Raw genomic sequence first — 11,939 nt, 5'->3', positions numbered from 1 at the left:
GAAGATAGCCATCTACTAAAAGCATTGGGTCAGTCCTCAGGACCCAGTGCTTTTTATTAGTTTTCTAAGAATGTATAGATATGGGAAGGTTCCTAAGCTATCTGGCGATATAACGGGATAATTGGTTTCTCCTTAAGGTAATCATTTAATTCATAAGGATGTGATACTATGTCCAATTTTGTTCTATTTGAAGCAACCGAATGTGCGTGAGACGATTGAGCGAGTTAAAACAATGAGATCTCAAGAATGGTTAGATTTCGCGATTTGGTACCATACGGATCAAGATTATGGAAAGAGGAAGGGTTTGCACGGGTACGAAGGATATATTCAGTTCCTTGAACATCGACGTGAGCTAGAATTGCAAATCATTGAGCAACTCCCTTTTCAATCATTTATTATGGATAACTCCGATTATGTTTGGGAGAATCAACAACAGACCGTTTTGAATATTATGATGAAGTATTTATAAACCGTGAAGCTCATTCCAGAAAACGTTAGTGCAATTAGAAAGGGCCTATCCCGTAAAGACATATTTTACCGAATTATTCATATACATGGACTGTTGATTCGATCATTGGAAATCTGTACTCTACATCATTTGCTTCTAAACGCTTTTTTGGTGTCTGTTATTACTGCTAGTAAGTGAAGCTCAAATAATACAGCGTGTTGAGATCAATTCTTATTATTTCTGCAAAGAAAATTCTCACTTTTTAGCAGAAATGATTTATAATTATCAGATAATAGACAATATAATTTTTAAAAGATTATATTTTAGTTATAATAGAGACAGAAAAGATATGTTCCTGAGTGGAGCCTTGCTTCTTGTATCATCTAAGCAGGAGGGCCTGCTCTTTTTTGCAAATATAAGAGATAAGGAAGGTTTTTATGAATAGCATTCAGAAAAAAACAGACATTATCTTAATTGGTGCCGGAGTCATGAGCGCGACTCTGGGATCATTGCTGAAAGAGTTAGCACCGGAGTGGGAAATTCAAGTGTTTGAGAAACTCGCAAACGCGGGAGAAGAAAGCTCTAACGAATGGAATAATGCAGGTACAGGCCATGCTGCACTGTGCGAACTGAACTATACATCCGAGAAAGCTGATGGATCTATAGATATTCGTAAAGCTGTAGACATTAATGAGCAGTTTCAGCTTTCAAGACAGTTTTGGTCTTTTCTTGTAAACAGCAATTTGATTCGTAATCCACAGGACTTTATCAAACCAATACCTCATATGAGTTTGGTAACAGGAGAGAAAAATGTATCTTTTTTGAAAAAAAGGTTTAAAGCGCTTTCAACTATTTCTCTGTTTCAAGGCATGGAATTTTCCGACGACCCTGAAAAGCTGAAGGAATGGATTCCGTTGATTATGGAAGGCCGTACATTGAATGAACCAATCGCGGCAACCAAAATCGACTCTGGAACAGATGTCAACTTTGGTGCTTTAACACGCATGTTGTTTGAGCATTTAAAAAGTAAAAACGTCGAGATCAATTACAAACATAGTGTTAAGGATATTAAACGTGCGAGCGACGGCTCGTGGAAAGTCAAAGTCCATAATCTGGACAACGGTAAAATCGAATACCATAATGCCAAATTTGTCTTTATCGGTGGTGGGGGTGGCAGTCTACCTTTGCTACAACGAACTGGTATTCCTGAGTCCAAATATATCGGGGGATTCCCGGTAAGTGGACTATTTATGGTATGTAACAATCCTAAGATTGTCGCCCAGCATCATGCAAAAGTATACGGTAAAGCTAAGGTTGGTGCTCCTCCCATGTCTGTTCCGCATCTGGATACAAGATACATCGGTAACCAAAAAGCACTGCTATTTGGGCCGTTTGCTGGCTTCTCACCGAAGTTCTTGAAAACGGGCTCAAATTTGGATTTGATCGGTTCTGTAAAACCCAATAATCTCATCACGATGTTGGCCGCAGGCGCAAAAGAGATGGCATTGACCAAATATCTGATCCAGCAAGTAATGTTATCGAATGAAAAGCGTCTGGAAGAATTACGCGAGTTTATTCCGAACGCCAAAATCGAGGACTGGGGGATTGTGGTAGCGGGTCAACGTGTGCAGGTGATCAAAGATACGGAGGGCGGTAAAGGAACACTTCAATTTGGTACGGAGGTGGTTAGTGCCGCTGATGGTTCGGTAGCTGCACTGCTCGGCGCTTCTCCGGGTGCTTCTACTGCTGTTCACGTTATGCTGGAAGTATTGGAAAAATGCTTCCCACAACATATGGAAGAGTGGGAACCAAAAATAAAAGAGATGATTCCTTCTTATGGGGTGTCACTAGCGGAAAACCCAGAGCTTTACCAAGAAATTTACGATTCCACAACGGAGGTGCTGGGACTGGGCGAAAAAGAACCGCTTCATCGTTAATTTTTGCATGGCTGGTAACTGGATCATCCCACTACTCTTTAATAAAATGTGCAGTAATCTTACGATATATTTTAAAGTTGAATAAATAACAACACCAAGCGGTGGGAAGGAATTCCCACCGCTAAAATGCTTGCTTAACAATACAAAATTTTGCAATCCTTCTGCATTTTCGGTGTCTGCTACAGTGATCACAGTAATTATGTAGACCGCTATAGGCTCTATTCAGTTCCAGTTGTCCAATAAACTGGTGCAGCGGATTGCTACCCCGGCTTGGTTAAAACGCAGATGGGCGGAGAAAAGACAGAGCTGTCGGTGGAGGATGTAGCGAAAATGGCGGTCCGACTGGCGACCCTGCCGGAGGATGGTCCAACGGGCAGATTCTATTACATGGATGATCAGCTTCCAGGGTAAAGCATTTATATTACATTTGTGCGGTTGGACGGATTACGATTTCGTTCACATCAATATCGGCCGGTTGTTCAATTGCGAATCCAATTGCGCGGGCTACCGCGTCCGGTGTCATGGCTAGTTTATCCCGGATGGCAGCGAGTTGATCTCTCAATGCGGGATTGGTCATACCCTCCGTGAAATTCGTCTGCACAATACCAGGCGAAATGATGGTCACGCGCAGCTTGTCACCAGCCTCCTGGCGCAACCCTTCTGAGATGGCGCGCACAGCGAACTTCGTACCGGAGTAGACCGACTGGTTCGGCACAGTCTTATGTCCTGCTACAGAAGCGATGTTCACGAAGTGTCCGGAACCCTGCTTATGAAAGATAGGCAACGCTGCGGCTATACCGTACAAAACGCCTTTAATGTTGACGTCAATCATGTCCTCCCAGTCCTCGACACACAGATCTTCGAGAGGGGAAATGGGCATAACGCCAGCGTTGCTGACGAGAACATCCAGCTTCCCGTACCGTTCGCAAGCCAAATTAACGAGGTTGCACAGATCCTCGCGCCGTCTCACGTCAGTGCGTGCATAAACAGCTTCGCCACCTCCATTTGAAATGCGTGTCGCCAGCGCTTCAAGGCGATCCGCTCCGCGCGCTCCAAGCACGACTTTTGCCCCACGCTCGGCAAGCAACAGTGCTGTTGCTTCTCCAATTCCGCTGCTTGCACCTGTAATCACGACGACTTTGTTCTCTATTCTTCCTTCCAAATGCATAGCCCAATCCCTCTTCCTCTAATCTATTTGCCTTAGGCCCTTTGTTGGCCTTGCAAGTAAATTTTAAGTAGAATTCGATTGAGACAGGTAGACCGATCAAGTCCAATTCTTGCCTAATCCTATTCGGCGTGCATATAATTAGCACATCAATATTAGCGTTCAACGGAAAGGACGGTGAAGCATGAATGATTTCGTCTCCTCCCCCCTCTGATATTTCTACGAATCTACAAGAACTGATTCATTTAATTCATCAACATGCGTCTTCGGATGGTACGTTTGTCTCGTCTGTGCCAGGACTTTATTTCAGACGTGCAAGCGATGTGTCGGAGCTAAATCATACGGTCCATATGCCCTCCCTGTACGTGGTTGCACAAGGCTCAAAGACAGCAATGCTGGCTGGAGAAAACTATGTGTACGATCCAACAACTTACATGGTCACATCAGTTCAGCTTCCCGTAACTGGTAAAATAACTCAGGCCTCGTCGGAGCTCCCTTATCTAAGTCTTCAATTATCCATTAGTCCAGACGTCATTTTGGATATTATCAAGAAGAGTCCTCCTCAATGTAACGTAAAGACTGGACGCGGCATACTGGTGAGCCAATTTGACCCTCTGCTGCTTGATGCGCTGCTTCGGCTTGTCAGACTTTCGGATACGCCTGCGGATATTCAGTTTCTTGCGCCGCTTATCACGCACGAGATCCTTTATCGTGTATTACAAGGTGAGCAGGGGGCTTTAATCAGGCAATTTGCCGTAGTTGGTAGCTATGCACATAGCATCTCCAAAGCGATCCATCTGATAACCCGCGATTACTCTAAGCCTCTTGTGATTGAAGAATTGGCGAAGGAAGTAAATATGAGCCCTTCTTCCTTACACAAGCATTTTAAAAAGGTAACGGCTATAAGTCCTCTGCAGTATCAGAAGGCCATTCGACTGCAGACTGCACGCCGCTTGCTGCTCTCGGAGGGAGTGGAGGCCGCCAATGCAGGCTTTCGCGTTGGCTATGAGAGCCCTTCGCAGTTCAGCCGGGAATATGGACGCATGTTTGGGCGTCCACCGATGAGTGATGTTAAACATTTGCGCAATTCCCTTAGTGTCTCAGTTGATTGAGAGATTCTTCGGGTGATCCGTGGAGGAGGCCCAGAGCAAGTTGTCTTTGGTCTGGTCAAAGAGGATATATCACACCAACGGAAGTTCGTCGAGCCGTTCGTAAATCAACAATCCTTTCTCTTTCGCCACCCTTACCATTTCATCGGCACCCTGAGAAGGTCCTCCAACTCGAAGCACGGCGTTACAGCAATCAAGCAGGCGAATGGAAGACGGATGAAAGATTCTGTTAAAAGTCTCGTCTCCTAAAGCAGTGGAACCAGCTGTCGCGATAAGGGGCAAAGCATACCACTCCCCCAGCACCGGCATATGACCAGCCTCGTAAACTTGAAGAGCAATTTCATTCATGTAGTTGACGTTCTTCTCAATTAATACATGATCATCATTCGTTCCAGATCGATACGGGCCTGCGATAAGGATATGAAGCGGTTTCGATTTCACTTTCAAGAGACCTTGGATCTGAGCGTATTGGAGCAGCATTATCGTCTTGGCGTCACGAATCTCACCGCTTTCGACCATGTTTAGCACTTGAGCAAACGGGAGTTCCATCACTTCAATGTTTTCCTGCTCCTCCTCAAGGCCACCACCGCCACCCGTTGTCATATCTTCACTATACTCGGCTACATAGAAGTGCAGGATTTCGGTAACGGAGCCCGGTGACATATAGGCCTCGCCAACTTTCTGCACACGGTCGATACGGTATCCCGTCTCCTCCTCCGTCTCCCGAAGAATACCTTCTTCCGGTGTTTCTTTATCGAGTAGTCCTGCACAGGTTTCGATAAGCATCCCAGTTTCATTGCCGTTCCGATAAGTAGGCATCCGGAACTGTCTGGTCAGTACAACGGTTTGTTTGTGCTGATTATAGAGCAGGATCGTTGCGCCGTTGCCGCGATCGTACACTTCACGGGATTGTGTCTCCCATTGTCCATTATTTTTTTCGAACTCGAATGTGACCTTATTTAAGATGTACCAGTTATCCGATAGAAGCTCCTCTTTTACAATCCGTACTCTTGGGTGATACTGTTGTGACTTCATCTCATTTCCTCCCTAGAAAGATTCCGTTCTCTTTAGTCATTTCGAGAGTTCCGTTCTGCTGCAGAAGCCGATTGACGTGGTCTCGAAACTTGTCAATAGCCGCTCCGACAAGTCGCTCTCTTGCGTTCATCGGAGTCGAGATTATATATTCGATCAGGGGTTCCGCTTCGTCGACCAACAAACAGTCCTCGTATCGAAGCAACCGAAGATCGGAAAAGCAAGAAGACAGCAAGTCCCCTCCGTTATCCAGGTGGAACCGTTTAATAGCATGATCCAACACATGAAGCTCAGGATCGAACGAAACCGCCAAATGTTCGACCTCTTGTAGGTGTTGAGTGCTCATTGTAGAGGTGCATACTATACCTCCTTGCTTTAAGATACGGTGCATCTCGCGGATTGCTCTAGGGATGTCCGGCACGTGGTACAGCATGTTGTTAGCGATAACCATATCGAATTGCTCTTCATGGAATGGGATCTGTTGCGCGTCAACAGATAAAAACTTAAACTGCGGATTGTTGCTTCCCAAGCGACAACGTGCTTCTTCCACCATCCCGCTTGACATATCGGTAAGCGTGATACGCCAGCTGCTTGGAATTCGTTCGGCGTTTCTTATCCAAAAGGTCCCGTCGCCGCAGCCCAACTCGAGAATGTGGGCTCCCGGTTGCACCTCCAGTTGTTCAAAGATCCAACGATGCCAGCCTTGGGGATTTGTACTGTACTTGTCGTAAAGATGTATCCGCGTTTGCAGGCGGTTCGCCGTCCGATATTGCTCCCCCCAATTTTGCTCACTCTGCACGGTTTGAATAACATCCGCCAAATGGTTCCAATCGGAGCCATAAGCCGACATTTCCATAGCATCTCGTATTGCATGTACTACGTGCTCTGTATGAGCAATTTTCTTTTGTAAAACATCGAGTTGTGCTTGCAACGAGTGTCTGATCTCTCCGTTGGATGGCGACTCTGCATCTAAAATGTCCATTATTGTTTGAAGCGATAACCCTAGATACTTCAACATCTGAATTCGCTGTAGTCTTTCCATATCTTTCATGTTGTACAGTCTTATGGATCCAGTGCGATGACCTCCTGGACTCAGAAGTCCAATTTGGTCGTAATATCGCAATGTCCTGACCGTTATCCCTGTACGTTTGGCAAGCTGTCCTGTCGTCAGATAGTTCTCTTTGTCCATCCATTGCTCACATCCAATTGATTGCTCTAGCATGTCGTTCTCAGTCAGTATAGCAAATGACGTAACGTCACCTTCAAGAAAAATTTATGCAATAAGAAACAAGAGAAAACCACCCTAGCAAAAGGTAACTTGGTAGTTAGTCACGAATATCATGTAATAAAAATTCATCAGCTCTTCATGGAGGCTACTATGAAAACTTTCATTTACATGGTGAGACATGGCGAATCACCGAAGACGGAAGGAAATGAAAGAACAAGAGGTTTGACTGATAAAGGCAAGTCAGATGCTTTTCAAATAACTGAATTATTGAGAGGAGAGGGGATCGAGGTTTTCGTTTCAAGTCCATATCAACGGGCAATCCTAACCATTCAAGAATTAGCTCAATGCTCAGGACAAGAAGTTTTAATATTCGAGGATCTTAAAGAAAGAATTTTTTCTAGTGAAGATAACCGAATCCCCGATGATGAATTATTCCCTTTGTTAGATAAGTCATTTTCTGATCCCAACTTTGCTTTAACGGGAGGAGAGTCTAATGCAGTTTGTCAGAACCGAAGTATAACAGTCTTAAAGGAATTGCTAAAAATCTACCGAGGACAGAAAGTCGCATTAGGCACTCATGGAGCTGTAATGACTTTAATGATGGAGTATTATGACAAGCAGTATGATTTGAATTTTTTACTACACACATCCAAACCAGACGTATACAGAATGGAATTCAATGATCAGGAATTAGTTGAGGTAAAAAGATTGTGGAACATGCCGTAATAGTTTGTGAGGAAAAGGTATAAGGACTATTCTTCAAAGAGAGACCACCCTTAAAAAAGGGATGGTCTCTCTTCAAAATTTTTCTTTTATAGCTATTGCGGTGAACCGTTAAGCAAATCTTCAGCTATTTTTACCAGGTCTTCTTTGCTCAGCGGGCTGTCCTGGTTATCAGATATGTTGTAGTGTAACCGTCTTTTTTCATCGAGCCATCCCAGTCGATTTTTTCCTACCTCCAAGGGCTTGCTTGTTTCGCTTGCTCTGATGTAATAGGCCTTGGTTCCTTTAATCATCAGTTCCTCAGCCGAATCCTGTTCATTTTGCATCACGGTCGTCTTTGTGACTTCGGGAGCGTATTTGGTGACGGCGATATTTACATAGTCATTTCCTCTCGCATACCGGGCGAGGGTGAAGTCTGACTTGTCCCAGCTCAGCTTTTGAATAAACAGATTTTCACCTTTCGGTGCAGCTTTAGCCTGTTGCGTCAGTTTATCCGTTAAAGCCCGATATTCCTCTTTGTTCATCATCCCAGGATATGCAGCGACTGGGTAGACGTATCCGAAATCAAACCGGTAGCCATTCGGCAGATGAGTGGGACTATGCAACAGCGGAGCTTCTGTCCGCTTGATTTCATCCTGCAGACTGCTGAAGCTAGAAAGTTCAGTCGGTTTGTAGGCAAACAGGACGGGATTAGACGAATTTTGTTGATTCATAGAATCGTCCTTAACGTAATAGGCGGCATACTCTCCAGGCTGTAGACGGTCTGTCACCTCTTCGTTCCACTGTGTGTAGGTGGTTGTATACGTTTTGGAAGCGTCCGTTTCGGCTGGTGTTTTGGCGGTATTTAATACGACATCGCCTTTACTGTTACGGAATTCCAGATATTGCGAAGCGGCGTATCCAGTCACAGAGGCGCTCAATACAAAAAGCAAGATCATGATAGGAGCGGTGATGCGCGGCTGAAGACGCATTTTTACAATGAGTCCCTTTTTGGATTTCGCCTTTTGGTAGACCTGTTCCATCACTTTATCAGAGACGTCAAAAGCTTGGATTTTTAGGACACTCTCTGGTTCTGTCAGCATGTCCATGTTTTTTAAGCCTCTGTCTTTTAGATCGGTGTATTTCAGGCCTTGTTCCTGAGTTCTGTCTTGTAATTCACGCATTTTGGGTCCTCCTCTATGGGCTCCATCATTTTTTTGAGCTTTGTTTTTGTTCTGCCGTATTTTTTCTTGATCGCTTCCTCGCTTTTGTTCATAATTTCCCCGATTTCTCCAAACGATTTTTCTTCAAAGATGCGCAGCACCAACAGGTTTCGCTCCTCTGCATTCAGTTGGTCCAATGCCCGGCTCAGCGGTTCACTGAAAAGCTGACGTTCCATAACCTGCGCAGCACTGTCTGAAGTCATGTTAGTTGAGGTGAACAGGGTCATTTTAAATTTGCGCTGTAATTTCTTCCTGCGAATCAGGTTCAGGCAGTGATGATAAGCCATTTTATACAGCCAGGAGGAGAAGCCCACTGTGGGCTTGTACATACTGATTTTCTCGAAAGCACTAACGAAAATATCCTGTACAGCCTCTTCTGCTTCCTGCTCACTGCCTAGTAGTCGCCAGCAGTACACAAAAATCTGACGCTGATACTCCTTTACAATGTAGGCGTAATCATGGATCTCGCCAGCTTGGACCCGTTTAATTCTATATTCGATTTCCTCATTCAAAGATTTAGGCACCCCCTCTGATTAAAAAGAAAACTATGTCTGTATAACAAATGAAGAGGACCGAAAGGGACACCTTTTCTAAAATTTTTTTAAGTAGTAATCAACTCTCTAAGAGAATACGATAAAGCAGAACAATTATCACCAACGTTGTTGATTTCATAGAGCTTGAATTTTTATTGTGGAAATAAATAGAATGATAAAATATACCTATCAAAAAAGTGGAAATAGATTGTAAAGAAAAAAGGAGATGGGAAATGGGGTTTTATGATAATAGAGAAAATGCTTTATTCCGCACTCTTCAAGAGCAAGTCATAACATTCAAACAATGGGGAGCTAGCATAGCTGAAAAACATGGAGAATGGGAAACGAATTATCTTTATTGGGATAAGCTTTATAATGCTGTTGAGGAAGTGTTAGAACATACTTCATTAGCTGAATGGCAGACAGAAGTTTATGAACTGATCTTATATACACTGGCAAGGGATAATGAAGTTGAGAATGTATTGCAGTTGTTAATTGTACAACCCAAAATATTTTTGTCTTTAGCCTACAGTGCAATTACATACTCTGATTACGAAGCCAGATGGCAAATAGCCTATGGATTAGGTGAAGTAAAAGGAATGAGGGATGAAGTAAATAGTCTTTTGTCTAAGCTCTCGAATGATGAGCACGAATATGTCAGAAGAAGGGCATTAATTGCATTGCAGAAAAAATGGAAAGATGAATTAAATGATCAAGAGATAAACTCGGCAATCCCGCCCGTATAGCTAACGATAACCATCGGCTATGCTGGGCGGGATTGCCTCACTCTCTTTTATGCAGCGTATCTTCTACTTATTCCCTTTGCGTACCTTTAACAGCTTACCCTTTACGGTCGTATTCTTCATAATCTCAAGCACCAGTGGACCTTTACCATTCAGAATCTCAACATCTGTCGCATAATCCAGAATCGTAATGATCCCGATATCATCTGCGGTGACTCCGTCAAGCTTAGCGATGGTCCCCACGAAGTCGACAGCTCTAAGTTTTTTCTTCTTACCGCCGTTAAAATTCAGCTTCATAATCTGTTGGTTTAGTTGCTCGCGCTTATCTTTTTTGAGTGCGGTTTTTACATGCAGTTTCTGCTCAAAATCTTCTCTACGGAGATCAACAGCCTCTTCTGAGGGGGCCTTTACCTGCGGAATCGCGAATCCAATATATGCTTCAATATCAGCTAATCTTCTGCCATCCTTAGGAGTGATGAGGGAAATGGCTTTCCCCGTTTTGCCAGCACGTCCCGTACGTCCTGTACGGTGAACATAGCTTTCCTTCTCAAGGGGAATATCGTAGTTAATGACATGGGTGATATTCGTGATATCAATCCCTCTGGCGGCAACATCTGTCGCAATCAAGTAACGGAATTGACCCCTTCTGAATGCATTCATTACCTCAAATCGCTCGTCTTGCTCCATGCCACCATGAATGCGATCACATGGATATTCGAGATCAGCCAATGCTCTGAATAATGTATCTACATTCTCCTGCGTACGACAGAAAATAATGCAGCTGTCAGGATTCTCAACAATGAGCAGATCTTGCAGTAGTGTCAGCTTGTCTGACTCCTTCACCTGAATAAGAGAGTGATCAATTGTGGCGGTCGTTATACCAGTTGCTTTAATCTCAATTCTAACAGGATCTTTCATATATTTACGTGACAGTGTGGCTACATCCTCAGGGAAGGTAGCGGAGAATAACATGGTAACCCGGTCACTAGGCAGCGCTTGAATAATCGACTGGACTTGCTCGATAAAGCCCATATTCAGCATCTCGTCAGCTTCATCAATCACGAGGTAGGCAATCCGATCTAACGATAGCGTGCCTCGTTCGATATGGTCCAGTACACGTCCTGGCGTACCTACAGCCACATGCGTTCTTTGTTTTAACTCAGCTTTTTGGATATGAAAAGGATGTTTTCCATAAAGGGGTGTTGCTTTTATCCGCTTAAAGCGTCCAATATTCGTGATGTCTTCGGTGACCTGTAACGCGAGTTCACGGGTTGGCGTCAGGATTAAAGCTTGGGGCTTATTCTCATTCCAATCTACTAGCTCACAAATTGGAATACCATATGCTGCTGTTTTGCCGCTACCTGTTTGCGATTTGGCGACAAGATCCTTCTTCTCAAGCGCAACAGGAATAACTTCCGTTTGAATCTCTGTTGGCGTCTCATAGCCCAAGCTATTGAGCGCTCTTACAATTTCTTCACTTAATGCGTAATCTGTAAAATGCTTCTGACTCATTTTCAACCTCTTCTGCGCTGTATTTGAATACCAATACATATATAATGTCATCGTGTATCGAACTTATACTCATCTAGTATACTCTATATCCAGGCTTACTCTAATACATATCCATGTTACTGTTTGTCTAATCGTATCCTTGGAGCGTTTAACGAAGGGCTCGTCCATTTTCTCGTGTATGGTATCTGATGTGTTGGTCGACTGAGCTATTTCGCAATTTAACGACCAACAAACTTTACCCCATATGGATCTACGTTGAACAATTTCATGGAGAATTACTTATCTTCAATTGTATCGGCATTTCCAT

12 protein-coding genes are annotated in these 11,939 nt (G+C 43.8%); 6 read left to right on the top strand and 6 right to left on the bottom strand.

The features are described 5' to 3' along the window. The first annotated feature begins 187 nt into the window (after positions 1 to 187). From MKY24_RS26635 to MKY24_RS26625, 3 genes are all read left to right on the top strand, one after another. Positions 188 to 469 carry a hypothetical protein gene (locus MKY24_RS26635; protein WP_339201186.1) on the top strand — a complete coding sequence of 94 codons (282 nt, stop codon included), beginning with the start codon at positions 188 to 190 and terminating at the stop codon, positions 467 to 469. A gap of 416 nt (positions 470 to 885) precedes the next feature. Next, the gene (locus MKY24_RS26630; protein ID WP_028540946.1) at positions 886 to 2,385 is read left to right on the top strand and encodes a malate:quinone oxidoreductase; all 1,500 of its coding nucleotides are present in this window, start codon (positions 886 to 888) and stop codon (positions 2,383 to 2,385) included. 285 nt (positions 2,386 to 2,670) lie between these two features. Further along, positions 2,671 to 2,796 carry a hypothetical protein gene (locus tag MKY24_RS26625; protein WP_280780765.1) on the top strand — a complete coding sequence of 42 codons (126 nt, stop codon included), beginning with the start codon at positions 2,671 to 2,673 and terminating at the stop codon, positions 2,794 to 2,796. Between the two features lie 10 nt (positions 2,797 to 2,806). On the opposite strand, the gene MKY24_RS26620 is transcribed toward MKY24_RS26625, so the two are convergent. After that, positions 2,807 to 3,553 carry an SDR family oxidoreductase gene (locus MKY24_RS26620; RefSeq protein ID WP_053326473.1) on the bottom strand — a complete coding sequence of 249 codons (747 nt, stop codon included), beginning with the start codon at positions 3,551 to 3,553 and terminating at the stop codon, positions 2,807 to 2,809. A 185-nt stretch (positions 3,554 to 3,738) separates the two neighbouring features. Here MKY24_RS26620 and MKY24_RS26615 point away from each other — a divergent pair, with 185 nt between their 5' ends. Then, on the top strand, positions 3,739 to 4,662 hold the full coding sequence (locus MKY24_RS26615; RefSeq protein WP_068939247.1) for an AraC family transcriptional regulator: 924 nt from the start codon (positions 3,739 to 3,741) through the stop codon (positions 4,660 to 4,662). 69 nt (positions 4,663 to 4,731) lie between these two features. Here MKY24_RS26615 and nudK read toward each other — a convergent pair whose 3' ends face one another. Further along, on the bottom strand, positions 4,732 to 5,694 hold the full coding sequence (gene nudK, locus MKY24_RS26610; protein WP_076156729.1) for a GDP-mannose pyrophosphatase NudK: 963 nt from the start codon (positions 5,692 to 5,694) through the stop codon (positions 4,732 to 4,734). 1 nt (position 5,695) lies between these two features. Beyond that, the gene (locus MKY24_RS26605) at positions 5,696 to 6,880 is read right to left on the bottom strand and encodes a methyltransferase domain-containing protein (RefSeq protein WP_023991074.1); all 1,185 of its coding nucleotides are present in this window, start codon (positions 6,878 to 6,880) and stop codon (positions 5,696 to 5,698) included. Positions 6,881 to 7,069: 189 nt separating this feature from the next. Here MKY24_RS26605 and MKY24_RS26600 point away from each other — a divergent pair, with 189 nt between their 5' ends. Continuing rightward, complete coding sequence (locus MKY24_RS26600) at positions 7,070 to 7,645, top strand: histidine phosphatase family protein (RefSeq protein WP_023991073.1); 576 nt, start codon at positions 7,070 to 7,072, stop codon at positions 7,643 to 7,645. Between the two features lie 92 nt (positions 7,646 to 7,737). On the opposite strand, the gene MKY24_RS26595 is transcribed toward MKY24_RS26600, so the two are convergent. Beyond that, positions 7,738 to 8,805 carry a DUF4367 domain-containing protein gene (locus tag MKY24_RS26595; RefSeq protein ID WP_023991072.1) on the bottom strand — a complete coding sequence of 356 codons (1,068 nt, stop codon included), beginning with the start codon at positions 8,803 to 8,805 and terminating at the stop codon, positions 7,738 to 7,740. Beyond that, positions 8,766 to 9,356 carry a sigma-70 family RNA polymerase sigma factor gene (locus MKY24_RS26590; RefSeq protein ID WP_209940698.1) on the bottom strand — a complete coding sequence of 197 codons (591 nt, stop codon included), beginning with the start codon at positions 9,354 to 9,356 and terminating at the stop codon, positions 8,766 to 8,768. Before MKY24_RS26590 ends, MKY24_RS26595 begins: the two co-directional genes overlap by 40 nt. Positions 9,357 to 9,610: 254 nt before the next feature. Between MKY24_RS26590 and MKY24_RS26585 the strand changes: the two genes are divergently transcribed. Further along, positions 9,611 to 10,123 carry a HEAT repeat domain-containing protein gene (locus tag MKY24_RS26585; protein WP_028540941.1) on the top strand — a complete coding sequence of 171 codons (513 nt, stop codon included), beginning with the start codon at positions 9,611 to 9,613 and terminating at the stop codon, positions 10,121 to 10,123. Between the two features lie 63 nt (positions 10,124 to 10,186). Here MKY24_RS26585 and MKY24_RS26580 read toward each other — a convergent pair whose 3' ends face one another. Further along, positions 10,187 to 11,632 carry a DEAD/DEAH box helicase gene (locus MKY24_RS26580; protein ID WP_339201185.1) on the bottom strand — a complete coding sequence of 482 codons (1,446 nt, stop codon included), beginning with the start codon at positions 11,630 to 11,632 and terminating at the stop codon, positions 10,187 to 10,189. Positions 11,633 to 11,939 lie beyond the last annotated feature (307 nt).

Origin of the sequence: Paenibacillus sp. FSL P2-0322, from assembly GCF_037975315.1 — a bacterium.
GTDB classification, from domain to species: Bacteria; Bacillota; Bacilli; order Paenibacillales; family Paenibacillaceae; genus Paenibacillus; species Paenibacillus polymyxa_B.
The sequence above is the reverse complement of the archived record's forward strand: the minus strand, read 5'-3'. Positions and strand labels throughout refer to the sequence as shown.